Origin of the sequence: Streptomyces sp. NBC_00090 (assembly GCF_045160815.1) — a bacterium.
Lineage (GTDB): Bacteria > Actinomycetota > Actinomycetes > Streptomycetales > Streptomycetaceae > Streptomyces.
On the sequence record NZ_CP108224.1, the window covers coordinates 3845069 to 3861661 of the forward strand.

A 16593-nucleotide genomic window follows, 5' to 3' on the forward strand; every position below is an offset into this window, starting at 1 on the left:
AAGGAAGCGACCCAGGCGGCGCCCGCGCGATCCTGATAGGCGATCCCACATGGCGGCCGTCTCTCGTTGAGACCGACGATTGGGTCAACGGGGAGACTGGCGAGCGCCTACCGGGCCCCAGACTGAAGCCCGCCCTCACGACCGGAGGCGGACCTGCCGGAGCCCAGGCGCCTCCTGGACACGTCGGCATGACGGCATGACGGCATGACGGCACCGAAGCAGCCGGAAGAGTTCGCGAACGTCTACGACTTCCTGGACCAGGTCCGCCTTCGCCTCTCAGCGGACGAGCTCTATCACGCTTGATGCCAAAGCCAGCCGTGCCCACAGAATTCTCTCGGGCAAGAGGCGTCGGGGTGGTGGGGTGTCCGCACATACGCCGGACATCCGCAACTCATGCACGCGGTGGGGCCATCATCGATGCCCACTGCCCTCAGCCTCGCACGGGCCTCCTGTTGGGCCATCCGGAGTTGCTCCTCTGCCTTACCGAGGGCGGCAGCGTTCTCCTCGTACACGTCCTTTTGGGCGTCCGTCAGATCACTTTCACTTGCCATTACTCTGTTCCTTGCCTGAGTGCCGATTCGATATTCATCCTCGGCTAATAGGCAGGTTGGATTGAGAGGTACCCCCAGTTCTTCACTCCGAAGGGCTCCGGAATCAGAGATGGCAGAGCGGTCCCGCGCGGTGTGCGAAGGGGTGCGGGACCGCCGGCCCCCTGCCGTCCTGTCCGAGCAGGGCAGGGCAGGGCACTGGGACCTACGTCGAGACCCCCTCCCATGCAGCTGACAGGCGTGCAGCGGAAGCCCTGGCACGACCGCGCAGGGCGGCTGACGCGCAGATGCCGAACCCGTGATCCGACATCCACTGCCGACATCAACCTCGGCGTACACCGGCAGTCCCGGAGGACTGCGGACGGCAGCCGCAACCGGGCGCGCTACGACGCTCAGTCGCCTCCAGTCGGAACTCCTCAAGCGGGTGTCGCAGGTTCGAATCCTGCCGGGGCAGGCAAGCCGAAAGGGCACCTGCCGATTTCGGTAGGTGCCCTTTGACATCCACGGCGACGGCGAGGACGAAGTCTCGAACCGCCCTTACCGGACGACGACGTTGTGCGCCGGAATGATCGTGGGCTGCACGTCGGCATGGCCGAGGTCGGCGAGGATCGGGCCAAAGGTCTTCGCGTGGGTTTCGAGGGCCTCCGCGCTCTCCCAGACCTCAGTCACGCGGAACCCTCCGTCGACCGGCCCCGCCGCGTGAGAGACGAGACCCGTGTTCGGCAGGTCTGCGAACTTCGTGAAGCCTCGCCCATCAGTCACGCGCTCGATGACTGCGTCATAGAACTCCTGTCCGGCGCCAGGGAGGTCGAAGGTGACGATGATGGCCATGGAGATGCCCCTCTCTCGGTCCGCCGCGCGGCCGCGGCAACGCCCGCGATCCTAGCGGTAAGTAATCAGGTGAGTTCACAGAGCGACGAATCGACCTCCGGCGGCAGGTCGGTGTCCGGCAGGCGGCCCTCAGCGCGGTGATCACTGTGCTGCCGGGAATGGCCGCACCGTCATCCCCGTCGCTCCCCTCGTCCTCGCCTCCGCCGCTCACTCCGGAAGCCGCCGGGAAGCTGCTGGGCTTGCTTCCCGCCGCGATCGGGCCGGGGCTCAGTGAGCGGGAACTCGACGCGGTCGAGGCGCGGTTCGGGTTCTCGTTCTCCGCGGACCATCGTGTCTTCCTCGCCGCCGGGCTCCCCCACGGATCGCCGAGCTGGCCCGACTGGCGCCACGGCGACCCCGAGGACCTCGCCGCGCGGCTCGAACGGCCGGCCGAGGGCGCGCTCTTCGACGTGGAGCACAACCGCTTCTGGCACCCCGACTGGGCTCCGCGGCCCGCGGAGACGGCCGACGCCCTGCGGGTCGCCCGGGCGGAGTTGGCTACCGTTCCCCGGCTCGTCCCCGTCTACGGCCACCGCTACCTGCCCGGCACCGCGGGCGAGTGGGGTCACCCCGTCCTCTCCGTCCACCAGACCGACATCATCTTCTACGGGAACGACCTCGCCGACTACGTCCGCCACGAGTTCACCGGCCGGGCGAGCCCCCTCCCAGCCCGCGCCACCGTCGACTTCTGGTCGTACTTCGTCGGGAGCGGTCCCTGCATCGACGTCACCGCGCCCACCCCGCACCGCCCCTGCGCCGTCACCGCGCAGGAGGCCGTCGAGTACCTGCGCATGCTGGGTCTCGAGCGTCTGATCGGCCGCCGGTTCCCCCCGCACCAGCTGATCGAGGCGGGGCTCACCGCGCTGGTGCTCGACGTCGAGTCGGAGTCCCTTCCACTGCTCGCCGGACTCCTGCGGACCGAGCACGAGCGTGCCGACGCCCTCTTCGACCGGGTGTTGGCCGAGGTGGGGCCCGGTGAGGTGGGGGTCGGTGAGGTGGGCGTCGGTGAGGTGGGGGCCGGTGAGGTGAGGGCCGGTGAGGTGGGGGCCGGTGAGGTGAGGGCCGGTGAGGTGAGGGCCGGTGAGGTGAGGGCTGCTCAGGTGGGGGGCGGTGAGGTGTTTTCCGGTCGTGGCAGCCGGCTTTCCTCGGAAGACCCTGTCCGCTGGGAGCTCGTGCGCTGGTGGCTTCGGCTGGTCGTGAACGGGAGCATGGACCCCGCCGCCGCCGGCGACGTGATCACGTACGAGGGCCGGCACCCGCTCGGCCGGCCGCCGGCGCTCCGGCGGCTCGTCGAGACCGTCGACGCCCACCACGACTGGGCGGCCCAGCGGGACGGTACCCTCGCGCGGCCTGGCGGGGCGATCGTCGCCGAGGCCGAGCGACTGCTCGCCGGTCCCTGGCCACCGCCGGACACCACCGTTCCCTCGCGCACCCCGGAGACCTCATGAGCAGCACACTGCCGTACGTCGACGAGCACGCCGTCACCGTCGACGCCGGGACCGCGGAGGCCTGGCGCCGGCTCCGCCTCGGGGTGGAGCGGTCGCTGTCGCAGGTGGGCGGGGCCCGGTACGCGCGGCTCGTGCGGGCCGAGCCGCGGGCGGCCGGCGGGCCCCGGCCGCCGGCCGAGGGGTCCGAGTTTCCCGGGTTCCGGGTGGTGCGGGTGGTGCCGGAGCGGGAGCTGGCCCTGGAGGGCCGTCACCGGTTCTCCACGTACTCCCTGGTCTTCCGGATGGAGGAGCTGGCGGACGGCCGCTCCCGGCTGCGCGCCGAGACCCGGGCCGCCTTTCCCGGGGCGGCCGGGCGGGTCTACCGGCTCCTCGTCATCAGCAGCGGCGGGCACGCCTTCGGGATGCGGCGGCTGCTCGCCTCCTGCGTCCGCGACGCCTGACGGCCTGAGAGCCCTGACGGCCGCCTGAGCACTGACGACCGCCTGAGCCCTGACGGCATGAGAGCACTGACGACCGCCTGAGCCCTGACGGCCGTCTGAGCCCTGGCGCCCGAAGCTCGATGTCACGCGCCCGGGCGCGCCCTCAGCGCAGCTCCTCCGGGCAGGGCGTGCCGCGGGAGAGTTTGTAGGGGGCGGCCAGGCGGTAGACGCCCGCCTTCGGGGCGACCAGCTCGGTCCACTCGTCGCCCTCCGTGTCCGCCTCCGCCTTGAACAGGCAGCCCTCCTCGTTGGCGAAGACCTTCGGGAGCTCGGTCTCCGACTCCTCGCGGGCCAGCTTCGAGGCCTCGGTCTCCTGCGGCGCCTCGATCTTGCCCCCGTTCTCGTCCATGAGGGCGAGCCACGGCGAGTACGGGACACGGATCTGGACCCGGCCGGGGCTGGCGACCCTGATCACGACCTCGTTCTCCTCCGCGCTCAGCACCTGCGCGGGCGGGGCCGCGAGCGGCGTCGGGTTGTCGACCGCGTACAGCCGCCAGTTCTCGTCCGACCAGACCTGCTCCAGGTACGGCAGGCCGTCCTCGATCAGTTCGGCCTCGCGCGCGGCGCCCGAGTCGGGGGCGCCGGTCGGCAGGACCACGTAGTGGACGGCCCAGCGGTCGAGCCAGTCCTGGTAGTTCACGGCGTTGAGCGTGTCGTCGTAGAAGAGCGGGTTGCGCTCCATGTCGGCCTGACGGTTCCAGCCCCGCGCCAGGTTGATGTACGGGCTGAGCGCGGAGGACTCGCGGTGGCTGGAGGCCGGCACGACCTCGACCCGCGCCTTGCCCGCGTCCCGTACCTGGAGCTGGTTGACGAGCGGGGCGAGCTCGCGGGCCCAGGAGGCGTCCGGGGCGGTGCGGATGACGTCGTCGACGCCCTTGAAGCCGATCCAGAAGTTCAGCCCGGCGAAGGCGAGCAGCAGCGCGTACCAGCGGCGCGAGCGCGGAGCCGTGTACGGCAGCGCCGCGAGCAGCGCGACGCCCGCGAAGAGCATCGGCAGCCGCGAGATGTTCGAGCCGATCTGCGAGTCGATCAGCCAGGTCAGGAGCGTGCCGACCGTGTAGACCGCTGCGGCCGTGCGGACCGTGCGCCAGTCCCCCGGGACCAGGAGGAATACCAGGATCCCGAAGAGCAGCGGCAGCGCCGTCGACGCGAAGGCCATCGGCTGCGTACCGGAGAAGGGGAAGAGCCAGGAGGAGAGGGCGACCACCGCGACGGGCGCGAGGCCGAGGGCGTACGCGCCGGGGCGTCTCTTGTTGAGGAAGAGCGCCGCCGCCGCGACACCGAGGAAGAGCCCGGCGACCGGGCTGCACGCGGTCGCGAGACCGGCGAGCGGGGCGGCGACCGCGGCCTTGGCCCAGCGTTTGCGGCGCCAGCGGTGCGGCCAGCAGAAGACGGCCGCGACCGCGCCGAGCGCGAACATCATGCCGAGGCCGAAGGTGACGCGCCCCGACAAGGCGTTGCAGAGGAAGGCGAAGACGCCCGCGAGCGCGCACGCCATCGGATTGCGGACCGCCGGCACCCGCACCAGGATCAGCGCGGTCAGCGCCGCCGACAGCGTCCCCGCGATCATCATCGTGCTGCGGACGCCGAGCAGCGACATCAGGTACGGCGAGACGACGCTGTACGAGACCGGGTGCATCCCGCCGTACCAGGCGAGGTTGTACGCGGAGTCCGGGTGCCGTCCGACGAACTCGGCCCACGCGTCCTGCGCGGCCAGGTCCCCTCCGCTGTTCGCGAAGAAGAAGAACCAGAGGATGTGGGTGACCGCGGCGACTCCGGTGGCCACCATGACCGGATAGCGGCGCTTGCGCCGCCGGGACGGGGCGGGCGCGGAACCGTTCTCGGGCGCTGACGGTGACGCCGGTGCCGGTGCTGTTGCGGCTGCGAGGCGGTCCGGGGAGTCCGGGGCCGGCCGCTGGGACGGAAGCACTATTCGCGAAAGGGAAGAGGTGGCCGATTCGAGGGCGGAATCGGTACGGTCGGCGGTGCGGTCGGCGGTGCCGTCGGCTGCACGGTCGGCTTCATCGGTGTGATCCTCGCCGTCGGTGTGGTCAGCGCGGTCCGCATGGTCGGCGCGGCCCGCGCGTGTCGGCTCAGCGGTGGTCACTGCGGCCCTTTCCCGTGCTGCCCGTCTCGCTTCTCGCGTGTGTCACGCGTGCTCCTCGTCCCCCCGGAAACGCTAACAGCCGGGCGCCCCCGAGGTACGGGGCGCCCGGCCGAGCGGGTGGCTGCCCGGCGCGTGGCCGGGCTGCCCGTGGCTGCTCAGCCCACGCGCGTCAGCTTCTTGTCGAAGCCCGGCTCCACCAGGTCCGTCTGGAGGGCGACCGGGGAGCTGACCTTGCCGGCACCCGTACCGATCGACACCTGGCCGACGACGTCGCCCGCCTTGCCGGAGTGCGGGACGGCCTTGCCGCCGTTCGTGAGCTCCAGCTTCACCTTGAGGCCGGGCCAGCCGATGGCCTTGAGCTCCTTGGTGGCGACGACCTGGGTCCGGCCGCCGAGGCCGTCGTCGATGTAGCCGAGGACCTGGCCCTTGCGGACCACGGCGGCCGAGGTGACGTCCTTCTGGGCCTGCTGGATCAGCTTGAGGCTGTTGTCGATGGCGAGCTGGAGCTTCTCGCCCAGCAGCCGGGCGTCCTTGGCCCCCATCACGATGCCGAGGATGCGGCGGTTCTCGCCGTCGACGACGGTGTTCGCCGACCAGAGCAGGTTGCCGCCCGCCGGGGTGGAGGAGCCGGTCTTGATGCCGCTGACACCCGGCTCCAGCAGGATCTTGTTGTTGTTCTCGATCCGGCCGGGGATGCCGTCCACCGTCACGTTCGGCATGTTCACGATCTCGCGGAACACCTCGAACTGCATGACCGCCTTCGCCAGCTTCAGCTGGTCCTGCGGGGTCGACACGGTGCTGTCGAGCAGACCGGACGGGTCGGTGTACGTGGACTGGGTCATGCCCAGGTCCTTCGCGGCGGCGTTCATCTTCTCGACGAACGCGGCCTCCGAGCCGGCGTCCCAGCGGGCGAGCAGCCGGGCCACGTTGTTCGCGGACGGGATCATGAGGAGCTCCAGGAGCTCCTTCTCCGTGTAGGTCTGGCCCTCCTGGACCGCCGCCGTCGACTCGTGCTCCGCCTTCGCCTGGTCGGCGGCCTTCTTGTCGATGGTGATCTCGGGACCGCCCGCGTTCCCCTTGATCGGGTGGTCGCGAAGGATCACGTACGCGGTCATCGTCTTGGTGACGCTCGCGATCGGGGCCGGCTTCTGCGCGCCGTACATGCCCATGGAACCGACGCCCTCGACCTCGACGGCGCCCTGGCCCTCGGTGGGCCACGGCATCTTCAGCTCACCGCCCTCGAAGGTGAAGGTCGGCGCGGCGGAGAGGGTCAGCACGGGCGCGGGCAGCGGCCGGACCATCTGCACGATCGCAAAGACGATCAGCAGGAGCACGACCAGCGGAGTCCAGATCCGTACCCGGCGCGCGGTCGTCCGCAGGGCGTTCGGCTTCGGCGGCGGGGTGTTCGTCAGCTCCGCGAGCAGGTCGAGCGGGGGCAGCGGCGGAAGCGGCTGCTGCCGGGTCCGCTCCGCCTCGACGAGGGACGCGGGCGGTACGGGAGTGGGCGCGGGCGCGGAGGCCTTGGGGGCTCCGGGGGCACCGGTCGCGGCCCCGGGGGCGGGAGCGGGCGGCTTGGGGGCCTCCTGCGCCTGCGCCTGCTGCGCCTTCGGCGCCTCCTCGGCCTTCCGCTCGGCGGGGATGTCCGCACGCAGCGGTAGGAAGGTGCTGGTGCGCTCGCTGTCGGAATCCGCGCGCAGGGCGGGCGGAAGCTTCAGCGCGGTCGTCGGCTGGTCCACGGCGGGCGCCACGGGCGGGCGGACGATCTTGAACATGGCCGTCGGCTGGTCGACCGGCTGGTCGACCGGCTCCTCGACGGCCGGCTCGGCGGAGCCGGGCTTCTCGGCGACGGGCTCGGCGGCGACGGGCTTCTCGGCGGCCGGCTCGGCGGAGCCGGGCTTCTCGGCGGCAGGCTTGTCCGCGGCAGGCTTCTCGGCGTCGGCCGGCTCGGCCTCGCTCGGCTTCCGCGCGGCGAACCAGGACTCGGCCGGCGCCTTGGCGGCGACAGGCTCCACGGTCGGCTCCGCGGTCGGCTCGTCGGCCGCGTCATCGGCGTCCTCACCGCCCTCGGCGTCGTCCGCGCCCTCGGCCTCGTCCGCGCCCTCGGCGTCGTCCGCGCCCTCGGAGCCTGCGGAGCCCTCGGCGTCCTCGGCAACGACGTCCTGATCGCCGGACTCGGCCTCCTCAGGCGCGTCCTCGGCCCCAGCGGTGCCCTCGGGCTCGCCCTCGCCCTCCGGCTCCCCCTCGGGCTCGCTCTCGTCGGCCGACGCGACCCACGCCGCCACCGCCGCCTTCAGGCGCTCGCTCTCGGGCTCGGGCTCGGCCTCGGCCTCGGGTGCGTCCACCGCGCCGGGCGCGTCCACGGACGCGTCGACGGACGCGGAAGCAGCCCGGGAAGCGGGCTCCGCAGCAGCCTCGGGCTCGGCCTCGGCCGCCTTCGGCGCGTCGTCCTCCGGCGTCCGGGGAGTCAGGGTCTTGAAGACGGCCGTCGGCTGGTCCAGCTGAACCGGCGACGACGGCAAGGACTCTGACTCACGGAGCGCGGAGAGCCGAGGATCCCGGCCCCCGCCGCCCGAGGTCGCCGTCTTCTCCGACGACCCCTGCTGCTCCGCCTTGTCGGGGGACTCGCCCGCCACCGTGCCTCCTCCATGCGTCATGCGTACGTCCGAACCGTCTACCAGTGTCCTGTGTGAACCCCTTGGCTCCGGTGCTAGACGAGAACGACATACCTACTGGTTCCCGGATTAACCACCCAGGCACTCTCGACAGATGAATGTGAGAGGGGTCACCCTGTCATTCATCCACGCGGGGAGGCATGGATGGGCAGGAGCCGCAGAACTATTCCGGAGGAGCTTCTGTTGCTCGCTCTGGACCCGACCACGGGTACCACAGCGCAGCCGCAGTCGCTCGACCTCGGCCTGGCCGGAGCACAGCTAGTGGAGCTGGCTCTGGCAGGACGGATAGCCCCAGACGGGGATCGTATCGCCGTGGTGATGCCACGGCCGACCGGAGATCCGACCTTGGACTCCGCACTGGAGCTGCTGCGCAGGCGCGGCAGCCCGGTTCGGGCTGTCCACTGGATCGGCGGACCCCGACTGGGGCTCCGTCAGACGTATCTCTCGCATCTGGAGCGATGCGGCATGGTGCATGCCGTGGAGGGCCAGATGTGCGGGGTGTTGCCGACGACTCGCTACCAGGCGACGGACACGGCGATCAGCAGGGAGATCAAGTCCCGGCTGGACAGTGCGATCCGCACCGGCGTACCGCCGGACCCGCGGACCGCGGCGCTTGCCGCACTGGCCCACGCGGTCGGTCTCGGGAAGCACCTGTACCCCGGCAACGAAGGAAGGTCGTCGCGGTCCCGGCTGCGCGACCTGATTCGGCACGACCCGATGGGCGGCCTCGTGGCACACGCCGTGATGGACGTCCAGAACGGTGCGGCGGCACAGCCGCGCCGTGCGCCCGCCACGGGCGTACCGGCGCAGCCTCGCGGCAGCATGGCCCGCGCGGCGGCTCACTGAGCCGACGCGCAAAGAACCAACCCGGGAGCCGCACAGGTGTGCGGGGCGGTCGTGACGACTGCCCCGCACACGTACGTTGTGCCGATTTCCCAGCGCATACCTCGCCATTGGTGGCAGTCTGCCAAGCAGTAGATACTCACAGCTACGCAGGCAGACAGCCGGAGGTGCAGTTTCCGTGGCGTCCAGTGTCAACCCCACCGTCAGGCGACGCCGATTGGGCCAGGAGCTGCGCAAGCTCCGCGAAGCGAAGAACATGACGGCCGAGCAGGTCGCCGAGCGTCTTCTCGTCTCCCAGTCCAAGATCAGCCGGCTGGAGAACGGCCGTCGCTCCATCAGCCAGCGTGATGTGCGCGACCTGTGCGGGGTGTACGAGGTCGAGGACGAGCGCATGGTCGACTCGCTGATGCAGATGGCCAAGGACTCGCGCCAGCAGGGCTGGTGGCACGCCTTCGGCGACATCCCGTACAGCGTCTACATCGGCCTGGAGACGGACGCCGAGAGCCTGCGGATGTACGAGTCGCAGATCATCCCCGGACTGCTCCAGACCCCCGCGTACGCGGAGGCCGTGATCTCCGGCGCGATGCCGGAGTCGACGCCGACGGACATCGACAAGCGCGTCACCGTCCGCACCCGCCGCCAGGAGCGCATCCGGGACGAGGAGCGCCCGCTGCGCCTGTGGGCCGTCATCGACGAGGGCGCCCTGCACCGGATCGTCGGCAGCAGGCAGCTCATGGTGCAGCAGCTGGAGCACCTCATCGAGCAGTCGCACCTCCCGCACGTCACCGTGCAGGTGATCCCCTTCGAGATGGGCGCGCACCCCGGCATCAGCGGTCAGTACTCGATCCTGGAGTTCCCGGACACGTCCGACTCCAGCGTCGTCTACATCGAGGGCGTGACCAGCGACCTCTACCTGGAGAAGGCCCAGGACGTCGGCAAGTACAGCGTCATGTACGAGCACCTCAGGGCGCAGGCGCTGAACGTCGATCAGACCCGGGAGTTCATCGCGAAGATGGCCGAGAAGCACGCCCAGGGCTGATCGCGGACGGATCAGGGACGGGCGGGGCAGGCACCGTACACCCCGCAATCGCTCCCACGGAAGCACAGTTGGAATATGCCACCCGGTCGTGTGAACGCCGGTCCCGCCGGACGGGGCCGGCGAGTAGCGTCGATCACGCCGACAAGAACGTTGGCGCGACAGACACGCTGGCAGAACCGGAGTTGAGCATAATGGCGATTTTTCAGGGTGCTACGGACACGTGGACGAAGTCTTCGTACTCCGGCGGAAACGGCGCCTGCGTCGAAGTGAAGTCCCCCGTCGTGGCCGCCATCGCGGTGCGTGACTCCAAGGCTCCCGAAGGTCCCTCCCTCTCTTTCGGACCGGGATCGTGGAACGCCTTCGTCGGCGAGGTGAGCAACGGGGCCCTCTGAGCCCCGATGCTCCCCGCGCGTCACCCGCAGGACTCGAAGTACCGGCAGTTCCCGCAGTTCCCGCAGTACCCGAAGAGCCCTCTCGACCGGTTCGCCGTCCTGGCCGAGGGGGCTCGGCTTTCTTCCGGCGCGCTCAGCGCAGTTGGTCCACGTACCGGTCCGTCCCCGGCACCGTCGGGATGAACGGGGCCACCAGCTCCACCCGGCCGCCGTCGCCCCCGAGGGTCTCCAAGTCTGTGAAGTGTTCCGCCCAGCACTCCCTCGGGTCCCGCTCCAGGAACCAGAGCAGGGTCAGCCGGGTGTCGACGCCCTCGACCTGTTTCACGTACGTCATCCGGTCGCCGGGCAGCGGGGTCGGGCGGAAGACGGTCACCATCGCCGCCGGTGAGCCGGCGAGCCGCCGGGGCAGTTCGCGCGAGCGCAGCCGGTCGAGGAGTTCGGCCCGCGCCTCGGGCCCTTCGGCGTCGACGACCTGGAGGATCAGCCCGGCGTAGGGGTGGTCCAGGGCGTGGAAGTCGCGCGGTCCGCCCTCCCCGTCGCGGTACACGGTCGCCTCGTGGTCCTGGAAGGCCGTGAAGACGTGCGTACGGTCCTGGTGGACGCGGGCGTCGCGGTTGAGCCGCTTGTTGATGGCGACGGTCCACTTCATGTGCTCGTCGTAGCGGCCGTCGGTGATCCAGTACGTGGAGAGGTAGCAGCCGGCGGTGACGGGCTGGGCGACGGCGGACTTCTCCGGGCGGCGCAGCTCCTGGAGCTCGCGGGTGGCGACCCAGCGGCGGCCCGCGTACATCCAGGGCATGGCCATGGCGCCCGCGTAGTAGTGATCATCTTCATACCATCTGTGGTATGCGCGCTCGTGCCCGACATGCGGCTCGACCATGGTGATCAAGGCATGCCCGACCTTCACCCCGTACGGCCCGACCGACGCCAACTCGGCGTACATCTCCAGGTGATGCTCCTCGCGCCCGCCCGCTTCCATGCGCCCTCCCGCGTGAGACTCGATCCGAACGCATCTGACGGTACGTCAGGTCACGACGCATGGGAACGCCCGCGCGAGCGGTCAACCGTACGAGCGACTCCTACGACGAGAAGGGGATCAGCCTCCAGCTGCAGGACGCCGACCGGAAGCGCATCGACCTCACCTGGGGTCCCTTCACCCAGGTCTACCGGGAGAACGACACCGGGGCGTCCAAGAAGAAGCGGCTCACGAAGAGCGATGGCACGGCCCACTGGATGGTGATCCGCCCAGCCTTCCGGCGCATGCTCAGCGACCTGCTGTCGGGCGAGATCGACGGCGTCATCTTTTACGACACGGACCGACTGGCGCGCCGGCCGAGGGACCTCGAGGACCTCATCGACATCGTCGAGCACACGACACGGCCGGCGGTCGGCGTCACAGGGGACCTCAACCTCGTCAATGATGCGGACCGGCACATGGCCAGAATGCTGTGCCTCATGGCCCTCAAGGCTTCGGAGGACACCTCCCGCCGCGTGGCCAGGAGCCACCTCGCCGAGGCGGCGGCCGGCGAGTTGACCGGCAGGACGCCATACGCCTGGAACCCCGACGGAACCCTGCGTCCGGACCGGGCGCGCACGGCGAGGCGCGTCTACGACCAGTTCGCCGCCGGTGGGTCCATCACCGGTATCGCGCGGGACCTCAACCAGGACGAGATTCCTTCCCCGCGCGGCACCAAGTGGGCACAACCGACTGTGAAGGCAATTCTCACCAACCCTCGTTACTGCGGCTTCGTCTCCTACCAGGGGAAGCATCGGAACGAGGTTCCACGGCAACGCGACGGTTGGGGTCGCGTCCTCCTCGGCGAGGACGGGCTACCCACCCTGGGACGGTGGGAGCCGGTCGTCTCGAAGAAGGTGTGGGCCGACACCCAACTTGAGCTGGATCGCCGAAGGCTGCTTGACGAGAAGCGCGGCATCCTGCGCAATCCGGAGGGGGCCAACCACCGCAAGTACGTGTTCACCGGCTACCTGAGATGCGGGATCTGCAACGCGGCCATGAGCACCAAGCAGGTCGCCGGACGCGGGCATGTCATCTATTACTGTCCGGGCAGGAGCCGCAACGCCTGCGGCAAGGTGAGCCGACGCGCGCAACCAGTCGATCTGTACCTGGAGGCTCTGATCGTCGAGTGGGCCAAGACCCGCTCGGCGGAGCTGCCGGCGCGGGAGGAGACCGCGGAGCAGGACACTCTCACGGAAATCCTCCGGACTCGGATCTCGGACATCGTCGCCCGCAAGCGGGATCTCACGTCGTCGTGGGCCGAGGGCTCGGAGAACACGAAGGGCATGCGCCCCGACGACTACTACCAGGCCCTCGCCTCGATGAACGCCGAACTCGACCGGCTGGAGGGCGAGCTGGCGACCCAGAGCTCGCATGCCCGACACTGCCGGGCGCGAGACTTCGCAAGCGAATGGCGAACCGGAGGATTGGAGCAGCGCCGCGCTGTGGTGGGGGAGATCTTCAGTGCCATCCATGTGATGCCGTCGGGCAAGGGGCGTGCCCCGTTCAACCCCGACCACATCAAACCGCAGTACCTGCCCTGACCGACGCGCCCAGGCACCTTCCCTCCTGTACACATCCCCTCTACTCTGACGCACCGTCAGAAACTCATTCCTGTTTCGGGAGGCACCCGGATGCTGCTCCAGGGGAAGACGGTCGTCGTGTCGGGTGTCGGGGCCGGGCTCGGGCACCGGATCGCCGAGACGGTGGTGCGGGACGGTGGGAACGCGGTCCTCGGCGCGCGCACGGGGGCGAACCTCGTCAAGTCCGCCGCCGAGATCGATCCGGAGGGGCGCCGTACCGCGCACCGGGTCACCGACATCACCGACGAGGAGCAGTGCGCGGCCCTCGCCGCCCTCGCCGTCGAGCGCTTCGGCGGGGTCGACGCGGTCGTCCACGTCGCCGCCTGGGACTCCTACTTCGGCGGTCTGGAGGACGCGGACTTCGCGACCTGGCAGGCGGTCCTCGACGTCAATCTGCTCGGTACGCTGCGAATGACCCGGGCCTGCCTGCCGGCGCTCAGGGAGCGCGGCGGCTCGGTGGTCCTGATCGGCACGCAGTCGGCGGTGGCCGCCCCCACGCAGGTGCGGCAGGCGGCGTACGCGGCCTCGAAGGGGGCGCTGACCTCGGCGATGTACTCCCTCGCGCACGAGCTCGGGCCGCACCGGATCCGGGTCAACACCGTGCTGCCGGGGTGGATGTGGGGACCGCCCGTGCAGGCGTACGTCCGGTTCGCCGCGCACACCGAGGGGGTGCCGGAGGCGGAGGTGCTCGCCCGGCTCACCGAGCGGATGGCGCTGCCGGAGCTGGCGACGGACGGGGACGTGGCGGAGGCGGTGGCCTTCCTCGCCTCGGACCGGGCGCGGGCGATCACGGGCCAGTCCTTGCTGGTCAACGCGGGCGAGCTGATGCGCTGAGCCCCTGATTCCAGCACCTCCACAAGTTCGGCGTCTGGCCCGCAGGCACGCGGACACCGCCTCCGACTTCTTCACCGCCGACGGCCGGTGAGGACGGGCCGCGGTGCTCTGGCCAGCAGGGTTGGGCTTCAGTTGTTGCACTGCTAGTTTGTGAGAATGGCCACGACGTGTATGAAGCGGGCGTTCAAGTACCGCTTCTATCCGACTGATGCGCAGGCAGCCGAGCTGTCGCGCACGTTCGGTTGCGTGCGGAAGGTCTACAACCTGGCGCTCGCGGCCCGCACGGAGGCGTGGGTGCGGCAGGAGCGGGTCAACTACAACGCCACCTCGGCCATGCTGACCGCGTGGAAGAAGACCGAGGAACTGGCCTACCTGAACGATGTGTCCTCGGTCCCGCTCCAGCAAGCACTGCGGCACCTGCAAGGCGCGTTCACGAACTTCTTCGGCAAGCGGGCGAAGTACCCGCGTTTCAAGTCGCGGAAGAAGTCCCGCCGGAGCGCGGAGTACACCACCAGTGGTTTCCGGTTCCGGGGCGGACGGCTCACGCTGGCGAAGATGACGGAGCCGCTGGACATCGTGTGGTCGCGTCCCCTGCCGGTGGGGGCGGAGCCGTCGACGGTGACCGTCTCGGAGGACGCGGCGGGTCGCTGGTTCATCTCCATGCTGTGCGAGGACCCGACAGTAGAGCCGCTTCCCGCCAAGGACACGGCGGTTGGGGTCGACGTCGGCCTTGAGCACCTGCTGGCCCTCTCGTCCGGGGAGAAGATCGCCAACCCTAGGCACGAGCGCCGTGACCGTGCCGCTCTGGCCAGTGCGCAACGGGCACTGTCCCGCAAGGCTCCAGGCGATGGCGCCAACCGGGCCAAGGCCCGGTTGAAGGTCGCGAGGATCCACGCCAGGATCGCGGACCGGAGGCGCGACCACCTGCACAAGCTGACCACTCGACTCGTTCGTGAGAACCAAACGATCGTGATCGAGGACCTGACCGTACGCACCATGGTCAAGAACCGGAGCCTGGCCCGCGCCATCTCGGACGCGGCATGGTCGGACTTCCGGAGCATGCTGGAGTACAAGGCATCCTGGTACGGGCGGGAAGTGATCGCGGTCGACCGCTTCTTCCCCTCCTCCAAGCTGTGCTCCCACTGCGGCAAGCTCGCCAAGAGCATGCCGCTGCACGTCCGCACCTGGACGTGCGAAGGCTGCGGCACGACCCACGACCGGGACGTGAACGCGGCGAAGAACCTCAAGGCCGCCGGGCTGGCGGTGTCGGTCTGTGGAGCCGGTGTAAGACCCCAACGGAGAACTCCGGGCGGGCAGTCGGCGACGAAGCAGAAAACCCCACGGCGCAAGCCGTAGGACTCCCCCTCCTACAGAAGGGGGAAGAAGTCAACAAGACGTTCGAGTACAGCGGGCCACTCACTGCGGCCGGCTCTCCGTAGGGCTGCGGTTCCTCAGGCTGGAGGACACCCCCGATCGGGACGCGCTCCTGGACCGCATCGGCACCGACCCGGACGGGGCCGGGACCGGGGCCGCCGGGATTCCCGCGCAGGTCGGCGTCAGGACCGATCAGCCCCTGGGGTAGCGGGCCAGCCAGCCCGGCGAGGCCTCGGTGGCGGAGTGCAGGGCGGCGCCCTGGGTCATCTCCATCGAGAAGTCGTCCGCGAGCTCCAGGACCGTCGCACGGCCCTCCAGTTCGGCCAGCCAGGCCGGCGGGAGGGCCGTCTCGCCGTGCAGGGCGCCGAGCAGCGCGCCGGTGAGCGCCCCGGTGACCGACGAGGGGCCGTCGTGGTTCACGGCGAGCCGCAGCCCGTGCCGGACGTCCTCGCCGACCAGGGCGCAGTAGACGGCCGCCGCCAGCTGCCCCTCGGCCCGGTCCTCGTCCGCCCCGAGCGCGGCCACCCGCTCCGCGTCCGGCGCCCCCTCCCGTACGGCCCCGAGGGCCTCCGTGAGGGCCTCGGTGACCGGCTCGTGGCCGGGGCGCACCGCGAGCTGCTCCACGGCCCGGGCCACCGCCGCCTCGACGGAGCCGCCGCGCGCGAGACCGTGCACCGTGACGGCGAGGGCGCCCGCCGCCAGGGTGGCCGCCGGGGCGCCGTGGGTCTGCGCCGCGCACTCCACCGCGAGCTGGCAGACGAGCTGCGGCTCCCAGCCGACGAGCAGCCCGAAGGGGGCCGAGCGGACGAGCGCGCCGGAGTCGGCGGCCTCCGGGTTCTTGGGCCTGTCGAGGGTGCCGAGGAGTTCGTCGCCGAGGCCGGTGAGGCAGGCGCGGGCCGGGTTGCGGCGGGTGTAGAGCCACTCCTCGCGGGCGAGCCAGCCGTTGTCCTTGCGCCGCTCGTCGGGGCCCCAGTCGCGCTGGGTGGCGGCCCAGCGGAGGTGCGCCCGGTGGACGTCGGTGGGCGGGTGCCAGGCGCCGGTGTCGCGGCGGACCTGGGCGCGGATCAGTCCGTCGACGGTGAACAGGCTCATCTGGGTGGCGGCGGTGACGGCGCCGCGCCGGCCGTACGCGGGCGCGGGTTCGGTCAGTCCGTCAGGTCCGTGGGCCTCCCGGACCTCGGCGAGGGAGAGTCCGTCGGCACCCGCTCCGAGCGCGTCGCCGACGGCTCCGCCGAGGAGACAACCCCGTACGCGGGCCCGGAAGTCCTGCTGTTCGGCGCGGCCCCACACGGCTGCGGCTGTCGTGGCCACGACGTGCCCTCCCCCGGTCGGCGGTTCGCTGACGGTTCCTTGCCGCACTGTAATCGACCGGGTACGAGCGTTCGGGGG

Annotated in this window: 13 protein-coding genes; 8 read left to right on the forward strand and 5 right to left on the reverse strand. The window is 70.6% G+C overall.

The window, feature by feature from the left end; all coding sequences use genetic code 11:
• Positions 1-1085 precede the first annotated feature (1085 nt).
• The gene (locus OG361_RS16915; RefSeq protein WP_405854417.1) at positions 1086-1379 is read right to left on the reverse strand and encodes a hypothetical protein; all 294 of its coding nucleotides are present in this window, start codon (positions 1377-1379) and stop codon (positions 1086-1088) included.
• Between the two features lie 158 nt (positions 1380-1537).
• On the opposite strand from OG361_RS16915, the gene OG361_RS16920 reads away from it, so the two are divergent.
• Both OG361_RS16920 and OG361_RS16925 read left to right on the forward strand, forming a co-directional pair.
• Positions 1538-2866 carry a hypothetical protein gene (locus OG361_RS16920; protein WP_405854419.1) on the forward strand — a complete coding sequence of 443 codons (1329 nt, stop codon included), beginning with the start codon at positions 1538-1540 and terminating at the stop codon, positions 2864-2866.
• Positions 2863-3306, forward strand: coding sequence for a hypothetical protein (locus tag OG361_RS16925; protein WP_405854421.1), 444 nt, complete (start codon positions 2863-2865; stop codon positions 3304-3306). The genes OG361_RS16920 and OG361_RS16925 overlap by 4 nt, the downstream gene beginning before the upstream one ends.
• A gap of 142 nt (positions 3307-3448) precedes the next feature.
• Here the strand turns inward: OG361_RS16925 and OG361_RS16930 are convergent, their stop codons facing one another.
• Together OG361_RS16930 and OG361_RS16935 are read right to left on the reverse strand one after the other, a co-directional pair.
• Positions 3449-5134 carry an MFS transporter gene (locus OG361_RS16930; protein WP_405854423.1) on the reverse strand — a complete coding sequence of 562 codons (1686 nt, stop codon included), beginning with the start codon at positions 5132-5134 and terminating at the stop codon, positions 3449-3451.
• A 473-nt stretch (positions 5135-5607) separates the two neighbouring features.
• The gene (locus tag OG361_RS16935; RefSeq protein WP_405854425.1) at positions 5608-8106 is read right to left on the reverse strand and encodes a D-alanyl-D-alanine carboxypeptidase; all 2499 of its coding nucleotides are present in this window, start codon (positions 8104-8106) and stop codon (positions 5608-5610) included.
• A 162-nt stretch (positions 8107-8268) separates the two neighbouring features.
• On the opposite strand from OG361_RS16935, the gene OG361_RS16940 reads away from it, so the two are divergent.
• From OG361_RS16940 to OG361_RS16950, 3 genes are all read left to right on the forward strand, one after another.
• A complete protein-coding gene (locus OG361_RS16940) occupies positions 8269-8970 on the forward strand; it encodes a GPP34 family phosphoprotein (protein WP_384566972.1) in 702 nt (233 codons plus the stop codon).
• 175 nt (positions 8971-9145) lie between these two features.
• A complete protein-coding gene (locus tag OG361_RS16945) occupies positions 9146-10006 on the forward strand; it encodes a helix-turn-helix domain-containing protein (protein ID WP_405854427.1) in 861 nt (286 codons plus the stop codon).
• A 191-nt stretch (positions 10007-10197) separates the two neighbouring features.
• Positions 10198-10398, forward strand: a complete 201-nt coding sequence (locus OG361_RS16950; RefSeq protein WP_055642930.1) for a DUF397 domain-containing protein — start codon at positions 10198-10200, stop codon at positions 10396-10398.
• A 133-nt stretch (positions 10399-10531) separates the two neighbouring features.
• On the opposite strand, the gene OG361_RS16955 is transcribed toward OG361_RS16950, so the two are convergent.
• Positions 10532-11377, reverse strand: coding sequence for a hypothetical protein (locus tag OG361_RS16955; protein ID WP_405854429.1), 846 nt, complete (start codon positions 11375-11377; stop codon positions 10532-10534).
• A gap of 59 nt (positions 11378-11436) precedes the next feature.
• On the opposite strand from OG361_RS16955, the gene OG361_RS16960 reads away from it, so the two are divergent.
• The 3 genes from OG361_RS16960 to OG361_RS16970 all read left to right on the forward strand — a co-directional run bounded on the left by OG361_RS16960 (position 11437) and on the right by OG361_RS16970 (position 15186).
• The gene (locus OG361_RS16960; protein WP_405854431.1) at positions 11437-12957 is read left to right on the forward strand and encodes a recombinase family protein; all 1521 of its coding nucleotides are present in this window, start codon (positions 11437-11439) and stop codon (positions 12955-12957) included.
• 90 nt (positions 12958-13047) lie between these two features.
• Entirely contained in the window at positions 13048-13830 is a 783-nt protein-coding gene (locus OG361_RS16965) for an SDR family oxidoreductase (RefSeq protein WP_405854433.1), read from the forward strand.
• Positions 13831-13986: 156 nt separating this feature from the next.
• Positions 13987-15186 carry an RNA-guided endonuclease InsQ/TnpB family protein gene (locus tag OG361_RS16970; RefSeq protein ID WP_405854435.1) on the forward strand — a complete coding sequence of 400 codons (1200 nt, stop codon included), beginning with the start codon at positions 13987-13989 and terminating at the stop codon, positions 15184-15186.
• Positions 15187-15396: 210 nt separating this feature from the next.
• Here OG361_RS16970 and OG361_RS16975 read toward each other — a convergent pair whose 3' ends face one another.
• A complete protein-coding gene (locus OG361_RS16975; RefSeq protein ID WP_405854437.1) occupies positions 15397-16515 on the reverse strand; it encodes an ADP-ribosylglycohydrolase family protein in 1119 nt (372 codons plus the stop codon).
• Positions 16516-16593: the final 78 nt, after the last annotated feature.

Excerpts from the sequence above, each read along its gene's own strand:
- OG361_RS16915 (WP_405854417.1), bottom strand. The coding sequence starts at position 1,379 with ATGGCCATCATCGTCACCTTCGACCTCCCTGGCGCCGGACAGGAGTTC.
- OG361_RS16920 (WP_405854419.1), top strand. The coding sequence starts at position 1,538 with ATGGCCGCACCGTCATCCCCGTCGCTCCCCTCGTCCTCGCCTCCGCCG.
- OG361_RS16925 (WP_405854421.1), top strand. The coding sequence starts at position 2,863 with ATGAGCAGCACACTGCCGTACGTCGACGAGCACGCCGTCACCGTCGAC.
- OG361_RS16930 (WP_405854423.1), bottom strand. The coding sequence starts at position 5,134 with ATGGTGGCCACCGGAGTCGCCGCGGTCACCCACATCCTCTGGTTCTTC.
- OG361_RS16935 (WP_405854425.1), bottom strand. The coding sequence starts at position 8,106 with ATGACGCATGGAGGAGGCACGGTGGCGGGCGAGTCCCCCGACAAGGCG.
- OG361_RS16940 (WP_384566972.1), top strand. The coding sequence starts at position 8,269 with ATGGGCAGGAGCCGCAGAACTATTCCGGAGGAGCTTCTGTTGCTCGCT.
- OG361_RS16950 (WP_055642930.1), top strand. The coding sequence starts at position 10,198 with ATGGCGATTTTTCAGGGTGCTACGGACACGTGGACGAAGTCTTCGTAC.
- OG361_RS16955 (WP_405854429.1), bottom strand. The coding sequence starts at position 11,377 with ATGGAAGCGGGCGGGCGCGAGGAGCATCACCTGGAGATGTACGCCGAG.
- OG361_RS16960 (WP_405854431.1), top strand. The coding sequence starts at position 11,437 with ATGGGAACGCCCGCGCGAGCGGTCAACCGTACGAGCGACTCCTACGAC.
- OG361_RS16965 (WP_405854433.1), top strand. The coding sequence starts at position 13,048 with ATGCTGCTCCAGGGGAAGACGGTCGTCGTGTCGGGTGTCGGGGCCGGG.
- OG361_RS16970 (WP_405854435.1), top strand. The coding sequence starts at position 13,987 with ATGGCCACGACGTGTATGAAGCGGGCGTTCAAGTACCGCTTCTATCCG.